This is a genomic window from Allocatenococcus thiocycli, assembly GCF_921292965.1.
In the GTDB taxonomy this organism is placed as follows: Bacteria; Pseudomonadota; Gammaproteobacteria; order Enterobacterales; family Vibrionaceae; genus Vibrio; species Vibrio natriegens.
Map to the genome: position 1 here is coordinate 100,159 of NZ_CAKLCK010000051.1, position 20,832 is coordinate 120,990.

The following is a 20,832-nucleotide window of genomic DNA, read 5'->3' on the forward strand; positions in this document are numbered from 1 at the left end:
TCGTCTACTGACTTTTCGTCTTTTCTAGCTATCCCCTCGGATTCCGAACAAGGCTGACTCCATATCAGCCTTGTTCATAGGTGTGGAATAATGTTCAAAATGACTAAGGTTGCGCTTGCCGTAGCCATTTTTTGTAGCCCAATTGTGGCCAACGCGACTGACGGTGAGTTTAACCTCAACGCGTTGGAACTTGATGAAGGCGCGACACTGCCTCAAGACTTAGAAGCCTTTGTAAATTTAACGGATGGTATGTTGCCTGGCATTTATAAAGTGGATGTTTACTTCAACAATCACTACATGGCGCTGTCGGATTTAGAGTTTGTTGCTTTAAAAGGAAAGCAAGACCTTCGTCCTCTTATCAGCAAGCGTACTCTGGAAGATTACGGCGTGAAGATGGGCGAAATACCAGCGACGAAAAAGATAAATGAAAACGAAACAATCGCTGACTGGGAAAATTACATCCCTAACTTCATTTATAAATTTGATGCTAAGAAGCAGCGTTTAGACCTGTTCGCACCGCAAATTTACGTAGAACGCACGCAACAAGGTTGGGTTAATCCAGAAACATGGGACGACGGTGTCCCTGCTTTTCTCTTGAACTATAACTTGCAAGGCATCAATAGTTGGACGGATGGAGAGAGCACGAGTAACGATTATTACGGTAATTTCCGCAGCGGCTTCAACCTCGGTGCCTGGAGACTAAGAAACTACAACACCTATCGTTACGATGCGGATATGGAAGAGCACGAATGGGATAATCTTGGCACCAAAGTTTTCAGAGACATAAAAAGCATTCGCAGTCGCTTTGAAGCGGGGAATATTAGTACAAGAAGCAGCATTTTCGACAGCGTGAAACTCCTCGGTGCGCAATTGGCTTCTGATGATTCTATGCTGCCAACCAGTCAACAAGGGTTTGCACCAGTAATCCATGGTATTGCCAATTCCAACGCCAAAGTGACGGTTGAACAAGATGGCTCCGTGATCTACCAAACTGTGGTATCACCAGGTCAGTTCATGATTGATGATTTGTATCCAACGTCTCTTAGCGGCGACTTACTGGTTACAATCACTGAAGAAGATGGCTCAGAGCGAACATTCATCCAGCCGTTTTCAGGTGTGCCAAACATGGTACGTGAAGGGCAGTTTAAGTACACGTTAAGCGCGGGTGAGTACGATTCATCATCGATTGATTCTGATGATTTCGTTGCAGAGATGAGTGCGATGTATGGCTTGTCTAACCGATTCACCGTTTATGGTGGCTTACAGTTTTCAGAAGACTATGACGCCTTTGCACTCGGTGTTGGTGTCAGTCTGGGCATGTTCGGCGCACTAACTGCCGATGTCACGCACTCTATCGCGCAACTGGATCAAGAAGGTTACACGCAGGGGCAGTCATACAGCCTAAACTATTCAAAAGATATCGAACAGATCGGCGCATCGTTTACCTTGGCGAGTTACCGTTATTCAACGGAAGATTTTTACACTCTGGAAGACTTAATTGCGGAGAATTCGGGGGGCATCACTTTTGGTTTTGAAGACCATAAAAAAGAACGCCTGCAGGTTAGCTTTAACCAACAGATTAAAGATGGTGAGTGGGGAAGTCTATCACTCTATGGCTACAAGCAAGCGTACTGGGATACCGACAATACTGATCGCAACCTCTCGGTAAGTTACAACAACAATATTGGTCGTGTGTCTTACTCGTTGTCTTATTCCATGATGGATTCCGATCGTTATTCTGACGATCGTCAGATGATGCTAAATGCGAGCATTCCATTGAGTGGGTGGCGTGATAGTGGGTATGTGGACTTCTCGATAACAGAAGATAATAACCACCATACTACTGGCCGAGTCGCTTATAGTGACAGCGCGCTAGAAGATGACAATTTAAGTTATAGCCTTGCTGCCACGATTCAAGATGGTGAGAACAATGATGCAGCTTCTGCAAGTATTGGTTACACAGGCAGCCAGGCTGAGTTAAATGCGACGGTGAGCAAACGCCGAGATGGTACTCAGCTTAGCTACGGCGCGAGTGGGGCAATTGTTGCCCATGCTGGTGGCGTGACAATGTCACAGGCTGTCAACAGTGCAGAATACAACGGTATTGTCATTGTTGATACCAATGATGCAGAAGATGTTCACGTAAACAACGGTACCGGTATTGATACCGATGGTGCTGGTTACGCGGTGATTCCTTATGTAAACAGCTATCGCGAGAATGAAGTCTCTATCGATACCGATTCTCTTAGCGGAAATATGGAGGCGACGAATGCCGTCCAGAGCGTTTCGCCGACTGCGGGTGCGGTGGTTAAAGCCAACTTTAATGTCCGCAAAGGTTATAAAGCCTTGTTAACGCTACGCCACAAAGGGCAAAACATCCCATTTGGCTCTGTGGTAAAAGTAGCTGATGATATTTCTAATGAAGCCGCATATGTGGGGAACGACAGCGTAGTTTATCTATCAGGTCTGAACGATAAAGGTGAGCTGCAGGTTCAGTGGAGTAACCAAACATGTACTGCCATTTATGACTTGACGCAGAGTACCCAAAAGGTAAGCGCTGAGTTGGGTATCGTAAAGCAAGCCATCGAATGTCGTTAGCCGATTGATGCAATTCCTAGTTCCGGTGGGGTGTCGTTGCTCTGCTGGGACTGCTTATCAAAAGAATATGAAAGATCTTATTATGAAACAATTAACCAAACGAGTTAGCGGAGCGCTAGCCTTGCTTTGTTGCTTATTGAGTTTCACTACAAACGCGTCCGGCATCGACCAAAAGCAACTCGACATGGCCGCTAAACACTTATCATCGATGAGCAGTGAACAAAAGCAGGCTGCGCGTCAAGCGATGAGCCAGCTCTCTGCTGAGCAAAAGACAAAGATTAAGAAGACGTTAAAAGAAAAATACAACCAGCTAAGTCATGAAGAAAAAGCGCGTTTAAAAAGTCAGTTGTCCGAATTCGCTGCTTCTCACCCGCAAATGCTAAAAGCGGTGGTAGATAAACTGAGCGAAGCCGACAAACAGCGTATTGTTGAGCAAATTCTACAGCAAGTAGAAAGAAAATTGCGCTCGATGCCAACGACTAAGCGTAAGGAACTGTACACCCAACTTAAAGCAGTCACTACACCACAGCAGCGCTTGAACATTTTAAGTACTGCGATCGGTCATATTGGCGAAGTGACTTATGGCGTGACGGGCGATGACATTTTGGCGCAGTTGAACAACATGTCTTTGACCGAGCTGGAAACACTGTTTGACAACTTAGCCACCGCGATTAATGACAGTATTTACAGTGATACCATGTTGGGTTCAGATTTGTACCAGTTGTTCTCCGGACTCAGTGACGTTGCCGGCAACGCCGCCGATAACATGGGTGATGAAACCGCGGGCAAATACATCCCGTTGTTAATGCGTACCCCTCATGCGGCAAAGTGTCGCACCGAGGAAGCAATCTCTGATGGTGAATCCATTGCCTGTGATGTGAGTGAACGTAACGCGTTCTGGGTTTCTTCACCTTATGCCGCAGGCCGAATCGTAGACAAACAATCGCTGTTTATTACACTGACATGTGCAGAGGGTTGGACGGCAGAAGGAGAATACTGTACTCATCCTTCCATCCCTGGCTCTGGAGTAAAAGCAGAGATTACCTTTGATGGCGATGTGATTACCTCTGGTGGTGATCGTTACGAAATGGTTTACGATGATCACTTCAACGTAGAAAACCAATCGGCAATCAGCAACGTTGGTGGCGGCCCTCATGCTATTGATGATAATGATGCAGGTTGTGACGGTTTAACGCTTGCTTGCCGCATGGGTGATGGTTTGTATCACTCACAAAGTGCGGGGTTTGATGGGGCGCTAGATGTCAACGTGACTTGGTCGGTACTGAACCCTGACCTTTACGAACAACCGCAACTGTCAGATGTGACGCTAAACAATTTGCATCCGTTTAATGTGGAATATGAGCAAGGTGACGAACCTGGCATTGGTGGCCAGAGCCTGAAAGATCAGGGAGCGAAAAACATGTTTATCGTTACCAACTTTCAGCCAATCGCAACGTCCTGCGAGGTGACACAACCAGAACAAACCATTGATTTAGGTACTGTATGGGCAGGGGATGTTGACAGTGGCGTAGTGGAGTCCTCATTGAAATCGTTTGAAATCGGTATGTCTTGCGTTGGTACGCAGAAGGATTATCAGCCTATTATTCGTATAAATACAGCGAGTGATACGGGCATAGAAGTGGCTAATGGGGAGGCTATTGGGTATATAAAAAACGAGCTAGTCGGAACTAACGCTGCTGAAAATGTCGGCATTATGCTTTATCAAGACTTGCCTACTGGGCGAATGCCAGTGCCAGGTTTTAACACCGTAATCAACTACGATCAGACGTTCGATCTCTCTAATGACCCTAATCCAACACTAAAATTCTTAGCAGGTTTTTACAAATCGCTACTACTTGGCGAGTTAAAGGCCGGCAAGTTCGAAGCTACGATCACCGTAGAAGCGACTTATCTGTAATGCCATTACTTGGGGCTGGTTGTCGTCAGCCCCTTCAATCACGATTCTATTTTTAAGCAGTCAGCCATCGCCGGATACTGACAGTCCTTAAGAGATAAATTTTCCGCTTATGATTAATAAAAACTTAATAGTTCTGATGTCTTTGTTTGCTTCACAGACAATGGCGGCAGAAGGTAACTTTCTGTCTGATAATGTGTACTTTGGCGTGAAAGGCGGTTATCACATCCTTGATGATGACAATAGTCATGCCAGTTCCCCTGATGGCAGCCATCTTGGCATGTTTGCTGGTGTGCGTCTTAACGACAACATAAGCTGGGATATTGGTTATCAGAGCTGGGGGAAAATTGAATCAGCCCAGCATAAAATTGATGTTGATGTGATCGAGACAGCGCTGCGCTACGATTCGTACATCAATGAAGACATTAGCTTATTTGGTCGCGCAGGTATGGGCTTCACGTTCGTTGAAGATCACTCTACTCAGAGTAATAAAGATTATGATGGTGTATCTCCACTGGCTGAAGTAGGTATTAATTATTGGTTAACGGATAAAGTCTCGACTGGTTTGAGCTATCAATATACTCGTGCCGTTGGTGGCCACGATGAGTTAGATATCGACTCTAACAGCATCAACTTGTCATTCACTTATAACTTCAGTAATCGCTTTAAATACGAAACCGTTGAGGTGGTCACACAGGAGCCAGCAGCAACACCGATTACCGTGATTGAATTACAAGATGCAACCTTGTTTGGATTTGACAGCTTTGAACTGACATCAGCAGGTAAAGAACACTTATTGAATATTATTAGCAGAATTTCTGTACAGTCGACCGCGGTGTTCAACATTATTGGACATACTGACTCGTCAGGACCTGAAGAATACAACATGCGGTTGTCTGAACGTCGCGCACAAGCGGTAAAAGATTTTTTGGTAGAAGTAGGTATGCCAGAGTCGAACATTTCAGTAGAAGGCAAAGGTGAGACACAACCTATTGCCAGCAATGACAGTCGACAAGGTAGGATTGATAATCGACGGGTTGAAATTACTGTAGATTACCGTTTTTTAACGTCTCAATAATCAAAGACGCCATGGAAAATTTCAAATTCGTATGAACTGATATAGCCTCGACTCTTGCTAATTTACGCACGAGTAGAGGCTTGTGTCGTTTGTGACTGGTTGCCGTGTGGTGTGGAGATTAAACACGACGATTAATAATCTTTATAATGCTTGATTAAGTTTACTAACCCGTGATTGCAGATAAACTCATCAAAATCGCAAGACATCAAATGTAAAGAAATCTCTGACTTGACATAAGAACTCCCAATCTTATTTTTAATCTCTGACTTAATCGTTTGCTCTATATTAAATCCTAGGTATTTGAGCTTAGAAAAGGTTTTAACCTGTGATGCCACTATATAAATCTTTGTAATCCCTTTAATTTTCGTAAATGTTTTAACAAAGTTATAAAGGTTAAAGTTTAACCACGGCGTGCTGTGTAATGCGATTAAAGGCACAAAAATGAACTTGTCCGAATCATTGTCGACGCAAGATAACTTTTTAATACTTAATGTCTGATTTGAGAAGTCATCAAGTATACTTTGCTCTCGATGTGTATTTTGCAAAACGTAGATACCTTGAGCTAAGACTTCTTGGTCATCAGGTTCGTTGCAAGATGTGATATACAGCGAACCATTGTTCAGTGCATTATCAACATAGCTGGTGTTTATTAGATTATCATCCGTATTTTGCTGTTTTAAGAAAACGTTCCAGTACTTTTTAACTGATGCTAAAAAATTTTGAGGAGGGGTTTGCTCATCTTTACCGTAATAGCAGAACTCTTCATTAAACAGTCGGGGTTGTAGCAATCGGAAGTGGTTGCTTACGTTTGCAAAATGTGCAGAAAAACCATCAAATGATTTTATCTGACTCTTGGACTCTTTAAATTGTATTGTGGTTAAAAACTCAAAAATATCCACGTTGAATACTTTTGCTATATTTAACATTTTAATGAGTGGAGGCGTTGAGACGCCTCTTTCCCAACGGCTATAAGTTACGACGGTGAGATCTGCAAACTGATCGTTGTTCAATGCGAGTTTGTTTAGCATTTGTAGTTGAGACAGCTGACAATCTGTACGCAACTCTTTTAAAAAATCTGAAAATTTCATGTTGAGCAATATTATTGTATGTATGTTTTGAGAGCATAATACAAACTTATTACGGTTTTAAAAATAGATCGTCAAGATATTGACTAACAATTAACGTTAGTAACGACTCAGTGGCAACGTTGTCTTATTAATTGTATTTTAAATTTTAACTTTATATTGAGTTGTGTGTTTAAAATGAAACTATAACGTTAATTGTCACTAGTTATGATTAAATATAAATTAAAGTTAACACTTATTAATAAAAGCATTGAATAGAAGAAAAAACAAAGCCCCGCTATTTGTCAGCGGGGCTTTTGGTATTAAAGGTCAGTGATTATCCAATAACAAGGAAGAAAATTGCTGTTGCGATAATACCGATCAATGCGTAAGGGAACTGGGTTGTTGCGTGTTGCATTGAAGTACAGCCTGAACCTTGTGCAGAAAGTACGGTTGAGTCACTGAAGAAACATGAATGGCTACCCGCAGCAGATGCAGAAAGTAGAGCCGCAACCGTTAAGTGCAGTGGTACGCCAAGTTGTTCACCCAATGGCAGAACGATAGGCATTGCTACTGCGAATGTACCCCAAGAAGATGCTGTCGCGAATACCAGACCACCAGTAATCAGGAAGATGATTGCAGGGAAATAAGACGCGCTCAGGTATGGGCTAACTGTCTCGATAACGTATTGTGTTACACCTAACGAGTCGTTGACATTTTTCAGCATAAAGCCGCCAATTACTGTCGCAAGCGGTAGTAACATGACTTTAATGCCATCATAAACAGCTTCAAACATGTCGTTCATCGAGATGAGTCGTTGTAGACCGTAGAAGCATACAGTGAAGATAATTGCTACAAATACACCAGCTAATAGGTCAATACCGAAGTACCAGCTTGCTGCAACCAGAACAACCATCGGCAGTAGGAAGTTAATCAGACCCATTGTTGGATTAGTATGAGCCGCAATATCAGAGCCAAAATCTACATCGGTCGCGCCGTCAGGACGAACTTGACCATTCTTAGCTCGTTGTTCTGCTGCTTTCATCGCACCTAGATCTGGAATCTTTTCCATCGCAACCAACAGAACGATGGCTAACGTTACCCAACCATAAGCCATGTATGGGATCGCTTCGATATAGGTTTGAATACCTTTACCTGTCTCAGCAACGCCATTTGACTCAAGAAGAGAGCTAAAGAAGATAGCCCAAGTCGAGATTGGTACAAGAATACAGATTGGTGCCGCCGTTGAGTCAACAAGGTACGATAGTTTTTCTCGAGAGATTTGGTAGCCATCGGTTACCTTCTTCATTGATGAAGAGATAGCGATCGCGTTTAAGTAATCGTCGATAAAGATAACAATACCAAGCAAAAACGTCATTACCATCGACTGTTTACGGCTCTTAACCTTTGTCACCAACATGTCTGAGAAGCTTAGGATACTGCCGCCTTTCTCAAGAATCGCTATCAGGCCGCCCATCAAGCCACATACCAGGATGATCCAAGCAATGGTTTCGTCCATCATCACCGTCATTGAGATATCAACGATTTGTTCTACCGCTTCAGTTGGGTTAAGTAATAGAACCCCGGCAATTGCGCCGCTAAACAGCGCTTCTACAGTTCGGTGCGTCGTTAACGCGAAGACTAAAACCAATGCGGTTGGAAGAAGGCTCATCCATCCGTAGGTTTGCCCCTCTTCGTGATTTAATCCGATCGTCGTAAATAGTACGAATGTCGCAACACAAATTAACGAGATAATCATATGTTGCATGTTGAATTTTAACGGCGCATCCATCGCCTTTGTTTGCGTAGTCATAAATTACATTTCCTTTGTTTATGCCGAGTGCAACATCCAGTCAATTTCCAGTGGCGTGATAGCGCGCTCAAATTCAGCGAGTTCACTGCGTTTGCAAGCTAAATACATATCGATAAAGTCCCTTGAAATGTACTGAGCCAGCTCACTGTGTTCCAACTGCTCTAGAGCTTCTGACATACGCACTGGTAAGTCAATCGCGTCGTCGCTTAAGGTTGATGGACATTGGTCTTTGGTATAGTTTCCGCTCGCTAATACCGCGGAAAGTACTACTGCAGCGAGGATGTAAGGGTTAACGTCAGCTCCCGCGATACGATGTTCGATGCGACGGTTTTTACTATCGCTGATAGGAACACGTAATGCGACACCACGATGGTTTTCGCCCCAGTCCGCTTTTGTCGGAACGTAAGCACCAGGAACAAATCGGCGGAAAGAGTTAACATTAGGACAAATTAATCCCATGGCATCTGATGTTTGTTCAAGCATCGCCGCCATAGTTTGATAAAAGAGGGGACTTGCTTCGCCATCTTGTTGGCTAAAGTGGTTGTTGCCAGCGCTATCCATCAAACTTAAGTGGATGTGCATACCATTACCAGCTTGTTCGCCGAAAGGCTTAGCCATAAAGGTTGCGTCGAACCCGTGCTGGTGGGCCACCTGACGGATCAGGCGCTTAGCGATGATGATTTCATCACACGCACGAAGGACATCTTTTGAGTGGTTAAAGTTGATTTCAAACTGGCCAGGAGCCGATTCCGAAAGAGCGCCTGAGGTATTTAAGCCTTGTTCCAATGCGATTTTGTTGAGATCAGATAAGAAGTCTGCGTAGTCATCAAGCCCGTCTAAGTCGTACACCTCAGTGTCTTTCTCTCGTGTTTTCTTAGTAGGGTTGATTGCGGTTAAAGGGGTGCCATGCTCACCGCGCTGTTTATCAATTAAGTAAAATTCCAGTTCCAGAGCCACACAAGGGTACTGATCTTTAGCCTTTAACTTCTCAAGCATCGAAGCGAGGATATTGCGAATGAACAAAGGATTTGGTCGTTTTCCTGAATCATCCATCATGCTTAGTAGTAATTGGCCAACTTGTTCTTTCGCGGTTGGCATCAATGTACCGCTAACCGGGAAACAAAGATTGTCCGGTTCGCCCAAGTCTTCGCCTAACCCTGCCGTTTCTACCACATTACCTTTCGTATCGAGCGTAATTGTTGAAAGAGGTAATGCGACACCTTTGTTAAGCTTTTCCAAAGCCTCTACCGGGATACGTTTGCCTCTTGGTGTAGCATTGATATCGGTAAATATGAGGTCGACGAACTCGATGTTGGGCCACTGTTGTTTAAAATTTTGAACTTCCTGTAGATACGATTCCATTTTTTTCTCCAATAGCCAGATGCGTAGAAATTAGAGATAGCCAAATTAACAATTAAATTACAAAGCGTTAATTAATGAGCGTGTTAATTCAGCTATATTCAATTTAAACAATCACTTATCTTGTGTTCTGGCTTTTTAATGGGTTATTTTTGTGCTTTGTTGTTAACTATTTTGTAACAGTCGTTTTTGATTTGTTCAATATAATGAGCATAAATATTCAAATTAATGGGCTAAAAAGTGCTCTATGTCACATTTTGGCGACAATGTCGAACGTTGGTGTTGATAATTTTGTACACGGTTTGTAGTGTTGATGTTAAATAAATTGAACACGGATATGTTATGACAACGACACGCACACCCATCATTGGCGTTGTTAGCTGCACCAAGGAGTTAGGTGGTTACCAAATTCAGGCAGTCAATGATTTTTACCTACGCGCAGTGAAAGACTTTGGTGGTCTACCTGTTATGTTAGCGCCGGATATGTCGAGTGATGAAGTCGACTCAATCCTGGAGCTTTGTGACGGTTTCTTGTTCCCGGGCAGCCACTCAAATGTTGCGCCACATCGCTACAACGCTAGCCATACTGAGAATAAGAAAGATGAAGCACGCGATGAATTGGCACTGAACCTGATTCGACACGCGGTAGATAAAGACATTCCTTGTCTTGGTATTTGTCGCGGCTTCCAGGAGATGAACGTTGCATTAGGTGGCACTCTTAACCCTGCGGTTCACGATTCTGGTTTTAATGATCACCGCGAAGCACCTGTTGATGATTTCGAACAGAAATACGCGCCTGCTCATGCAGTATTAGTTCAAAAGGAGAGCTTATTTGAACAATGGTTAGTTGAAAATCATTGGGAAAATACGACCTTCTTTGAAGTCAATACGCTGCACAATCAAGGTGTTGATCAGCTGGCGCCACAGCTTAAAGTTGAAGCGAAAGCACCCGATGGTTTGATAGAAGCTTTTAGCCTGGCTGGACAAAAATATTTCGTTGGCGTGCAGTGGCACCCAGAATGGAAAGCAAAAACCAATCATTTCTCACAAATTTTATTCAAAGAATTTATTATGGCGGCTTCTCTTTAATTTTTGGAGCCACATGAATGGACAATCAAGAGATTGGTAGAAATATTGTTCAGTTAAGAAAAAAACATGGATTGTCACAACGAGAATTAGCCGAGCGAGCGGGCATTACTCACAGTGCTATTTCATCGATTGAAAATGGCAAAGTGAGCCCTTCGGTTAGCTCGTTGCAAAAAATAGTGAACGTATTTTCTTTATCTCTGTCGGAGTTTTTCATTTTTGAACAAACTCAGAATGATGAAGTGAAAGTTGTCGTTACGCCAGAAGAGCTGGTCGAAATGGGCAGCGAAACCGTTTCGATGAAACTGGTGACCAACGGCACGAAAGAGCAGGTGATTGGATTCCTGATCGAAGAATATGCACCACACGGAACAACAGGTTCAGCTGAAATAAAACACGAAGGCGAAGAAATTGGCACGGTACTAGAGGGTGAAATCACTCTGGAATACAAAGGCCGTTCGTTCGTCATCAAAGAAGGCGAGTCGTACGTTATTGATACGACGCAGCCACACAGATTTACGAATCACACAGACAAGGCTTGTCGAATGATAAGCGCGCATACGCCAACCACATTCTAGGTGGTGCTTGCCTTGTGTGATAACAAGGAGAGCGTATGAAAACTCAAGAACAATGGATTGAACTTAAGAACAATCTAAACATCGAAAACAGGGCGTACATCAACGGTGAATACAGCGCAGCATTAAGTGGAAAAACGATCCCTGTCGTTAATCCAGCAACAGACGAAATATTTACCGAAATTGCTCGTTGTGAAAGTGAAGATGTCGATCTTGCGGTGTCATACGCTCGTAAAGCATTTCAATCAGGTCAGTGGAGTGAAAGCAGCCCTGCACATCGTAAAGCGATTCTAAAACAGTTCGCTGATCTGATCGACCAAAACCGTGAAGAGTTGGCTCTGCTTGAAACTCTGGATACCGGTAAACCTATTTCTCACAGCTTCTCTACAGATATCCCTGGCGCAGCTTCATCATTACGCTGGTACGCAGAAGCGATCGATAAAGTCTATGGCGAAGTCGCGCCAACAGAAAAAGATGTTCACGCGTTTATTTCTCACCAAGCGATTGGTGTTGTCGCGGCAGTTGTTCCATGGAACTTCCCACTTTGGCTAGCTTGCTGGAAGCTTGGTCCAGCTCTTGCGGCAGGCAACAGCGTGATCCTTAAGCCGTCAGAAAAGTCCTCACTCACTGCTATCTTCTTAGGTCAACTTGCAGAACAAGCTGGTTTGCCAAAGGGAGTGTTCCAGGTCATCACAGGTTTTGGTCATGAAGCGGGTGACGCGCTGGCAACACACCAAGATGTGGATTGTATCGCTTTCACTGGTTCTACGCGCATCGCTGGCCAGCTGATGGTTCGTTCTGGCGAAAGCAACCTGAAACGTGTCTTTGCAGAAGCAGGTGGTAAGAACGCCAACATCGTATTCGAAGATTGTGACGATTTAGACCGCGCAGCGGCTGAAACGGCAGCGGGTTGCTTCTATAACCAGGGTGAAGTGTGTGTAGCAGCAACGCGTCTGCTGATTCATGAAAGCATTAAAGAGCAGTTCATCGAAAAAGTGATCGAAGCGGCTAAAGCTTTTGCACCAAAAGATCCAATGGATCCTAGTTCTTCTATGGGTGCGCTTATTGACCAAGACCACAAATCAAAAGTGTTGGAATACATTACATTAGGCCAGTCTGAAGGCGCCGTTTTGCGCTGTGGTGGCAATGTTGAAGGTCAAGGTGCGTTCGTCGAGCCAACTATTTTGGATAACGTGGACAATCAATACCGCGTTGCTCAAGAGGAAATCTTCGGACCAGTACTCTGTGTGATTCCATTCAAGGATGAAGCACAAGCTATCGAAATTGCCAACGACTCTAAGTACGGCCTGGGCGCGGCACTTTGGAGCAGCAACATCAACCGTGTTCACCGAGTCGCTAAACGACTACAAGCCGGCTCGGTATGGGTGAACAACTACAACGAAGGTGACATGACGGTTCCATTCGGTGGATTCAAAATGAGCGGAAATGGGCGAGATAAATCGCTGCACGCCATTGAGAAATTCACAGAAACCAAGACCACTTGGATTCGCCTTCACGCCTAAAAAGGCACACGTTCTAACCCAGCTGACGATTAATAAAGGAATATCAATATGAACAAGCATACGGATTCGTTCTACGCGCACTCTGTGCCAAACATGCCGGACTACCCACAACTTCAAGACAACATCGAGTGTGATGTGTGTGTGGTTGGCGCAGGCTTCTCTGGTCTTTCTTCTGCACTGCATCTTGCAGAAAAAGGTTTCAAAGTAGTTGTGCTGGAAAGTGCAAAAGTAGGTTTTGGAGCAACTGGTCGTAACGGTGGCCAGATCGTCAACAGTTACAGCCGAGATGTTGACGTCATTGAAAGCCGTTACGACCAACGCCAGGCAAAAGCATTGTGCGACATGATCTTTGAAGGTGGCGACATCATCCGTGGTCTGGTTGATAAATACGACATTGAATGTGATTTAAAACAAGGTGGCTTGTTCACGGCGCTGAATAAGAAGCAGCTTAAAGGTCTTGAAGAGCATAAGAAAAACTGGGAACGCTACGGCAACGATCAGCTCACTTTACTGGACGCAGGTGAAGTTGAAAAGGCCGTAGGTACGAAAGTTTATACTGGCGGTCTGCTGGACATGCGTGGTGGCCATATTCACCCGCTTAAACTGGCGTTAGGCGAAGCGGCGGCATTTGTTTCTTTGGGTGGCCAAATTTTTGAACAGTCTGCTGTGCTATCGATTGATAAAGGTATTAATCCAGTAGTGAAAACGGCGCAAGGCAGCGTTAAGAGCAAATACGTTGTGCTTGCAGGTAACGCGTACCTAGGTGGTCTGGCACCGAATATCAGTAATAAAGCGATTCCTTGTGGAACACAGGTTATTGCTACGGAACCACTGAATGAAGAGCAGCTAAAGCAAGTACTGACCAGTGACTACTGTGTTGAAGACTGTAACTACCTGCTGGATTACTTCCGCTTAACAGCAGACAAGCGAATGCTTTTCGGAGGCGGCGTCGTTTACGGTGCGCGTGACCCAGAAAACGTAGAGTCGTTGATTCGTCCAAAACTAGAAAAAGTTTTCCCTCAATTGAAGGGTATTAAGATTGATTATGCGTGGACAGGTAACTTCTTGCTGACTTATTCACGTATGCCTCAGTTCGGCTCATTTGCAGACAACATTTACTACCTACAAGGCTACAGTGGCCACGGCGTTACGTGTACACACCTTGCAGGTAAGCTTCTAGCTGAAGCTTTAACCGGACACGCGGAACGCTTTGATGCGTTTGCAGCACTAAAACACTACTCCTTCCCGGGTGGCCGTCACTTCCAAATTCCATTTACAGCAATGGGTGCGGCTTACTACAACTTACGTGACAAACTAGCGATTTAAGAGATAAGGAATATCCAATGAGCAAAGTAGTTAAATTTGCAGCTCTTCAACTGACTAAGAGCTGGGATCTGGAAGATAACCTAGAAAAAGCAAAAAAGGCGATTCGTGAAGCGGCACAAAATGGTGCGAATGTGATTCTTCCTCAGGAACTATTCGCAGCGCCTTACTTCTGCAAAAAACAAGAAGCAAAATATTTTGAATTAGCGGAAGAAACAGAGAATTGTCGTCTTATCAAAGAGATGAGTGCTTTGGCTAAAGAGCTGGGTGTGGTTATTCCTGTTAGCTATTTTGAAAAAGCGGGTAATACCTTTTTTAACTCGCTAGTGATGATCGATGCTGACGGCACGGTACTGGAAAACTACCGTAAATCTCACATCCCTGACGGCCCTGGCTACAGCGAAAAGTACTACTTTAGCCCTGGTGACACTGGCTTCAAAGTATGGCAAACCAAGTTTGGTAAATTTGGTGCGGGCATTTGCTGGGATCAATGGTTCCCAGAGCTAGCACGTAGTCTGGCTTTGCATGGTGCAGAAGCGATTTTCTACCCAACGGCAATCGGCTCTGAGCCACAAGATCCAACACTGGATTCTCGTGACCACTGGCAGCGTACGATGCAAGGTCACTCTGCGGCAAACTTAGTGCCGGTAATCGCTTCAAACCGAGTCGGTACAGAAGTGGATGACGGCATTGAAACCACGTTCTACGGATCTTCTTTCATTACTGACCACACGGGTGCAAAAATTGCGGAAGCACCACGTGAAGGCGAGACGATCATTTACGCAGAGATCGATCTAGAAGCAACAGCAAAAGCTCGTCACGCTTGGGGTCTGTTCCGCGACCGTCGTCCAGAGCTATACACAAGCGTTGGAAAGTTGGCTGTTTAAAGAGGCGTTACTATGAAGTTATCTACAACACCAGCACAAGATGGCTTCTATTTTCCGGCTGAATTTCAGCCGGTAAGTGAAGTCTGGCTAGCTTGGCCCGAAAGACGTGATAACTGGCGTGACGGTGCGGTTCCTGCTCAGGAGACGTTTGCCAGAATCGCCAACGCAATTGTCGACGTGACAAAAGTCAGTGTTGCAGTGTGTTCTCACAACTTTGACCGCGCGCGAAAGTTGCTTCATCCCGACGTTCGTTTGGTAGAAATTCCATTTAACGATGCATGGATGCGAGATATTGGCCCAACGGTTGTTGTGAATCAAACGGGTGATCGCCGTGGTATTAGCTGGAAGTTCAATGCTTGGGGCGGAGAATACAACGGCTTGTATGAAAACTGGCAGCAAGATGATTTAGTTGCAGGTTCCGTGTGCGACATCATCGGTATTGATTACTACCGCGCCCCGTTTGTACTTGAAGGCGGCTCGATTCATACCGATGGAGAAGGGACGCTTTACACGACAGAAGAGTGCCTGCTTAGCCCGGGTCGTAACCCTCACTTGAGCCAAACGGAAATTGAAGAGCAGTTAAAAGTTTATCTAGGCATCGAAAAAGTCATTTGGGTTCCAAATGGTTTATTCAATGACGAAACTGATGGTCATGTGGATAACCTGCTGCATGTGATTGCACCGGGTAAAGTCGTGTTGAGTTGGACTGACGATCCTAGCGATCCGCAGTACGAGCTTTCCAGACAAGCTGAAAAAGCGCTGAAGTCACAGCAAGACGCAAAGGGACGCGATATCGAGATTGTCCGTCTACCAATACCAGGGCCACTGCACTACAGTGAAGCTGAAGCCAATGGCATTGATGCGAGTGCAGGAATGAGCCGACAAGCCGGTGAGCGCCTCAGTGCGTCATACGCGAACTTCCTCATTGTGAACGACCATGTATTTTTGCCGATGCTCGACGAAGAAACGGATGCGATCGCAATCGAAATTTTGCAAAACGCGATGCCAGAGCATCAAATCATTGCTATACCGTCAAGAGAAGTGCTGCTTGGCGGTGGAAATATTCACTGCATTACACAGCAGATCCCAGCTTAAAAAGCGAAATACATCGCCACGAGTTGCTTCGTTAGTGTGGCGCTGTTGAAAAGCGGTTAAAAGGAATAACCATGGAACAGATTAAAAACAAAAGCCTTCTTTCGTTCATGGTGGCGAGTGAAGTGCAAGGTACAGCGGTAACGAACCCAGCCACGGGCGAAGTGCTTGGCTATGCGCCAGTGACGACTGAAACCGACATTCTAGATGGTATTGAACGCGCTAGCGTTGCACAAAAAGAATGGGCGGCGCTGCCAGCGAAAACTCGCTCTGGCTTGCTGAATCGTTGGTACCAACTTCTGCTAGAAAATAAAGAAGATCTTGGCCGCCTGATGACACTAGAGCAAGGCAAGCCGTTGGCAGAGGCTCAAGGCGAAGTGCTGTACGGGGCAAGCTTTATCGAATGGTTTGCAGAAGAAGCGAAACGTACTTACGGTGACACGATTCCTGCACCAAGTGCAGACAAGCGTTTGGTGACCATTAAACAGCCAATTGGTGTTGCGTGTGCCATCACGCCGTGGAACTTCCCAATCGCAATGATCACCCGTAAAGCGGGTCCGGCACTAGCGGCAGGTTGTACTTTTATCGTGAAACCGTCAGAAGCCACACCATTTTCTGCATTTGCAGTGGCTGAACTCGCTTATCAAGCGGGTATTCCAAGAGACGTACTTCAAGTTGTTCTTGGGGAAAGCTCTCGTCAGATTGGCGCGATTTTCACGTCACACCCACTGATCCGCAAGCTTTCGTTTACCGGCTCCACTCAAGTCGGCAGTGTGCTGATGCAGCAATGTGCGGGTGACGTAAAACGCACATCTATGGAGCTGGGTGGCAATGCACCATTCATCGTATTTGATGATGCAGATATCGATGCCGCAGTAACTGGTGCTATGGCGTCTAAATTCCGCAATGCTGGCCAAACGTGTGTTTGTGCGAACCGTTTCTACGTACACAGCAAAGTGTATGACGAGTTTGTCACTAAGTTTGATGCAGCGGTACAGCAGCTTAAAGTTGGCAATGGCCTGGAAGAGGGCGTGAATATCGGCCCGGTGATCAGCGAGTCAGCGAAGCAGGGCATCCAAGCGTTAATTGATGGTGCTATCGAGCAAGGTGCGAAGCCAGTCACTGAGCTTAAAGAGCTTGATGGCTTGTTCATGCAGCCAGTGGTGCTAAAAGACGTGACTCACGACATGAAGATTGTTTCTGAAGAAATCTTCGGCCCTGTCGCGCCAGTGATTCGCTTTGATACTGATGAACAGCTTATCGAAATGGCGAACGATACGATTTACGGCTTAGCATCATACTTCTATAGCCAGAACATTCACCGTGTTTGGAAGATCGCAGAAGCGCTTGAATACGGCATGGTGGGTATTAACGAAGGCATGATCTCTACTGAAGTGGCTCCTTTCGGTGGTGTTAAACAGTCCGGCATCGGACGAGAAGGAGCAAAACAGGGTATCGATGAATACATGGACGTGAAATATCTCTGCTTTGGCGGTAACTAAGGATAAAAACAATGACTAACCAACAACTACACGAAAGAAGAAACCAGGTAATTGCTCAAGGTATGGGTGCGCTATACCCGCTTTACGTAGAGAAAGCAGAGAACGCGCATGTTTGGGATATTGAAGGTAACAAGTACATCGATTTCGCGGCGGGCATTGCGGTGACTAATACTGGTCATTCTCATAAGCGCATCAGCGAAGCGGTAAAAGCTCAGCTCGATAACTTCTCACACACTTGTGCGATGGTGACGCCTTACGCATCATTCGTCGAGCTGGCGGAAAAATTAACTGAACTTGCTCCGGGTGAGACTAAGAAGAAAGCCATCTTCCTGACAACAGGCGCAGAAGCGGTAGAAAACGCAGTGAAAGTAGCACGTGCCCACACTGGCCGTAGCGGCGTGATTGCGTTTAAAGGTGGCTTCCATGGTCGTACCAACATGACAATGGGTCTGACGGGTAAAGTCGCGCCATACAAAGCAGGCTTTGGTCCTTTCCCGAATGAAATCTACCACGCACCATACCCAAATGCCTTCCACGGCATCAGCGTTGAGCAAAGCCTACAAGCGATCGATGATCTGTTTGCTTGTGATATCGAGCCTTCACGCGTTGCAGCGATCATTTTTGAACCTGTACAAGGCGAGGGTGGTTTCTACAAAGCGCCTGAAGCGTTTGCTCAAGGCTTGCGTGAGTTGTGTGACAAGCACGGTATCATGCTGATTGCTGATGAAATCCAGACAGGCTTCGCCCGTACCGGTAAGATGTTTGCGACCGAATACCTGGGTATTGAACCAGACCTAATGACCATGGCGAAAGGCATTGCGGGTGGTTTCCCAATCTCAGCTGTGGTTGGTAAAGCAGATGTCATGGACTCTGCACTTCCAGGTGGCTTAGGCGGTACTTATGCTGGCTCTCCACTAGGTTGTGTTGCTGGTCTGGAAGTACTGAAAATCATCGAAGAAGAAGACTTGTGTGCGAAAGCGATGGGCATTGGCGAAGTGGTTAATGCACGTATGACTGAGCTGCAAAAATCAGTGCTTGCGATTGGTGAAATCCGTACCACTGGCGCCATGATGGCGATTGAATTTACTGATCCAGAAACGGGTAAGCCTCTGCAAGACATGACCAAAGCGGTCATTGCTAAAGCGCAAGAGAACGGTCTCATTCTGCTTTCTTGTGGGGTAAAAGCGAACGTTATTCGTCTGCTTCCACCGCTAACTATCGAGTCAGAAGTACTGAACGAAGGTTTAGACAAACTGGAAAAAATCATTCTTGAGCTGGCGTAAAACCCAGTAAACAAATCGAGCCTTAATTCAAAGAGGAAGTCAGTGACTTCCTCTTTTTTGATCAATCTGTTCCTTCCTAAATAATACCTAAGTAAGAAAGTGGTCATACTTAATGATAGAGAAGCAGAAAACAGGTATCGATAACAAACACGCATGAACCCATCCATGGGGCTTCGATTTGCCATCCATGGCAAATAGAGTTTGTTTATCGACCCCTGTTCCCTGATCAGTTAATTTTCCAGAGTGGTATAAAGTTGGCCATGCCTACTTGAAAAATTTCATCACAAGTTGTGGTAGTAGCGATACCAAGATCATACCCAACATCAAGCTATATTGAACAGGCGTGAAGCTTTCTCCAAGCAGTAACAAGCCAGATAAAATACCAGCAATCGGATTAATGATGTTGCCAAAGGTAAAGTCAACCACAGACATTCTTTGCAGAAGCCAGACATACATGGTGTAGCTTAATGCGGTATTAAGAATGATCACCCAGAGCAGCCCCAGGATGTTAGCCAGCGACGTATGTCGTACCGCACTGAGATATGGCTCAGGATCAAGGCTAGCCATCACAGCGGAAACAATTGTCAGAATCACGCCACCAATGATCAACTGCCAAGTCAGGACCGTCCACCAATGCATTCTTGTACCGAGTGCTTTAGTAACGCTGCTGCCGATCACAATACACATAATGGCAGAAAGCATGGCAATCAAACCAACCGGATTCAGTGTGATGGTTGCCGGATTAAATAGCAGCCACGCGAGGACAACCAAAGCAAGGCCTCGGCATACCTGTAACGCGTTAGGTCGGCGTTTATAGACCACCCAACTGTACAGCATCGCAAATACGGGTAATGAAACCATACCCACGCCTGAAATCGCCGCAGGCAGTGTGAGTGCCATGACAAAGACAAGGCAGAAGAACAGCGCGATGTTGATCGTGCCTAATACAAGCAGGGCTCTCCACTCGTGCTTTTTCGGCAATGTCGGCTTTATCGCGAGTAGCAGTAAGCCCGCGGGCAGCGCGCGCAGGACACCCAGCAGAATAGGAGGCCAATCTGGCACCGTATACTGCGTAACCGCATAAGTCGTGCCCCAGAAAAACGCCGGGATCATGGCGAGTAAAATGTTCATGTCAAATATCTTTACGTTAAGATAATTAAGTGCAAAGATACGCCTTAGGTTACTTTTTGTAAAGTATCTTCATGTTAAAGTAATTAGACAAGCCGCGTTGCTTTGGAGAGAAGTAAGAAATGGACGCAATTGATAGACTGGTAGAGCAGTGGTTTAAAGAAAAGCCTGAGCTCGACACACAGCCGATGGCCATCATGGGGCGATTAATGAGAATTGCCAAACACATGGAGACTCGAGTCGCAGAGCTTCATAAGCAGTATGACCTTAAAATGGGTGAATTTGATGTACTGGCGACGTTGCGTCGAGCAGGAGCGCCATACTGTTTGACGCCATCAGCCTTGATCGAGTCAATGATGCTTACGTCCGGAGCGATGACCAATCGTTTAGATAAGTTGGAAACGAAAGGTTTAATTGTCAGAGAACATAGTAAGGAAGATAGACGCAGTGTTACGGTTGAATTGACGGCTAAGGGTTTGATGCTTATCGATAAGTTGATTGTTGAACATGTTGAGGTTCAACGAGGCTTTATGCATGGCTTGTCTGATGAAGAAAAGTTAAAGCTTAATGAGGCATTAAAGAGCTTGTTGCCACAGTTTGAATAAA

16 protein-coding genes are annotated in these 20,832 nt (G+C 45.3%); 12 read left to right on the forward strand and 4 right to left on the reverse strand.

The features are described 5' to 3' along the window. Window positions 1-90: 90 nt before the first annotated feature. From L9Q40_RS21250 to L9Q40_RS21260, 3 genes are all read left to right on the forward strand, one after another. The gene (locus tag L9Q40_RS21250) at window positions 91-2,598 is read left to right on the forward strand and encodes a fimbria/pilus outer membrane usher protein (protein WP_498794551.1); all 2,508 of its coding nucleotides are present in this window, start codon (window positions 91-93) and stop codon (window positions 2,596-2,598) included. Between the two features lie 82 nt (window positions 2,599-2,680). Beyond that, window positions 2,681-4,516 (forward strand): fimbrial protein, encoded by a 1,836-nt coding sequence (locus L9Q40_RS21255; RefSeq protein WP_498794552.1) that lies wholly within the window; start codon window positions 2,681-2,683, stop codon window positions 4,514-4,516. 136 nt (window positions 4,517-4,652) lie between these two features. Beyond that, a complete protein-coding gene (locus L9Q40_RS21260) occupies window positions 4,653-5,591 on the forward strand; it encodes an OmpA family protein (RefSeq protein WP_498794553.1) in 939 nt (312 codons plus the stop codon). Window positions 5,592-5,722: 131 nt separating this feature from the next. Here L9Q40_RS21260 and L9Q40_RS21265 read toward each other — a convergent pair whose 3' ends face one another. The 3 genes from L9Q40_RS21265 to L9Q40_RS21275 all read right to left on the reverse strand — a co-directional run bounded on the left by L9Q40_RS21265 (window position 5,723) and on the right by L9Q40_RS21275 (window position 9,830). Continuing rightward, complete coding sequence (locus tag L9Q40_RS21265; protein ID WP_498794554.1) at window positions 5,723-6,679, reverse strand: helix-turn-helix transcriptional regulator; 957 nt, start codon at window positions 6,677-6,679, stop codon at window positions 5,723-5,725. 313 nt (window positions 6,680-6,992) lie between these two features. Beyond that, window positions 6,993-8,468 (reverse strand): Na+/H+ antiporter NhaC family protein, encoded by a 1,476-nt coding sequence (locus L9Q40_RS21270; RefSeq protein ID WP_014232027.1) that lies wholly within the window; start codon window positions 8,466-8,468, stop codon window positions 6,993-6,995. 18 nt (window positions 8,469-8,486) lie between these two features. Continuing rightward, on the reverse strand, window positions 8,487-9,830 hold the full coding sequence (locus L9Q40_RS21275; protein WP_498794555.1) for a glutamine synthetase family protein: 1,344 nt from the start codon (window positions 9,828-9,830) through the stop codon (window positions 8,487-8,489). Window positions 9,831-10,169: 339 nt separating this feature from the next. On the opposite strand from L9Q40_RS21275, the gene L9Q40_RS21280 reads away from it, so the two are divergent. The 8 genes from L9Q40_RS21280 (at window position 10,170) to gabT (ending at window position 19,098) form a co-directional block, all read left to right on the forward strand. Beyond that, a complete protein-coding gene (locus tag L9Q40_RS21280) occupies window positions 10,170-10,916 on the forward strand; it encodes a gamma-glutamyl-gamma-aminobutyrate hydrolase family protein (protein ID WP_498794556.1) in 747 nt (248 codons plus the stop codon). 17 nt (window positions 10,917-10,933) lie between these two features. Beyond that, window positions 10,934-11,491, forward strand: coding sequence for an HTH-type transcriptional regulator PuuR (gene puuR / locus L9Q40_RS21285; protein WP_014232024.1), 558 nt, complete (start codon window positions 10,934-10,936; stop codon window positions 11,489-11,491). A 35-nt stretch (window positions 11,492-11,526) separates the two neighbouring features. Beyond that, complete coding sequence (locus L9Q40_RS21290; protein ID WP_065296926.1) at window positions 11,527-13,011, forward strand: aldehyde dehydrogenase; 1,485 nt, start codon at window positions 11,527-11,529, stop codon at window positions 13,009-13,011. Between the two features lie 48 nt (window positions 13,012-13,059). Continuing rightward, window positions 13,060-14,337 carry an NAD(P)/FAD-dependent oxidoreductase gene (locus L9Q40_RS21295; protein WP_014232022.1) on the forward strand — a complete coding sequence of 426 codons (1,278 nt, stop codon included), beginning with the start codon at window positions 13,060-13,062 and terminating at the stop codon, window positions 14,335-14,337. Between the two features lie 17 nt (window positions 14,338-14,354). Further along, window positions 14,355-15,221, forward strand: a complete 867-nt coding sequence (aguB, locus tag L9Q40_RS21300; RefSeq protein WP_014232021.1) for an N-carbamoylputrescine amidase — start codon at window positions 14,355-14,357, stop codon at window positions 15,219-15,221. A gap of 12 nt (window positions 15,222-15,233) precedes the next feature. After that, complete coding sequence (gene aguA / locus L9Q40_RS21305) at window positions 15,234-16,316, forward strand: agmatine deiminase (RefSeq protein WP_330470262.1); 1,083 nt, start codon at window positions 15,234-15,236, stop codon at window positions 16,314-16,316. Between the two features lie 71 nt (window positions 16,317-16,387). Beyond that, a complete protein-coding gene (locus L9Q40_RS21310) occupies window positions 16,388-17,815 on the forward strand; it encodes an NAD-dependent succinate-semialdehyde dehydrogenase (RefSeq protein ID WP_498794558.1) in 1,428 nt (475 codons plus the stop codon). 11 nt (window positions 17,816-17,826) lie between these two features. Then, the gene (gene gabT / locus L9Q40_RS21315) at window positions 17,827-19,098 is read left to right on the forward strand and encodes a 4-aminobutyrate--2-oxoglutarate transaminase (protein ID WP_498794559.1); all 1,272 of its coding nucleotides are present in this window, start codon (window positions 17,827-17,829) and stop codon (window positions 19,096-19,098) included. A 264-nt stretch (window positions 19,099-19,362) separates the two neighbouring features. Here the strand turns inward: gabT and L9Q40_RS21320 are convergent, their stop codons facing one another. Next, entirely contained in the window at window positions 19,363-20,229 is an 867-nt protein-coding gene (locus L9Q40_RS21320; RefSeq protein ID WP_498794560.1) for a DMT family transporter, read from the reverse strand. 119 nt (window positions 20,230-20,348) lie between these two features. Here L9Q40_RS21320 and L9Q40_RS21325 point away from each other — a divergent pair, with 119 nt between their 5' ends. Then, window positions 20,349-20,831 carry a MarR family winged helix-turn-helix transcriptional regulator gene (locus tag L9Q40_RS21325; RefSeq protein ID WP_263836952.1) on the forward strand — a complete coding sequence of 161 codons (483 nt, stop codon included), beginning with the start codon at window positions 20,349-20,351 and terminating at the stop codon, window positions 20,829-20,831. The last annotated feature ends 1 nt before the right edge of the window (window position 20,832 follow it).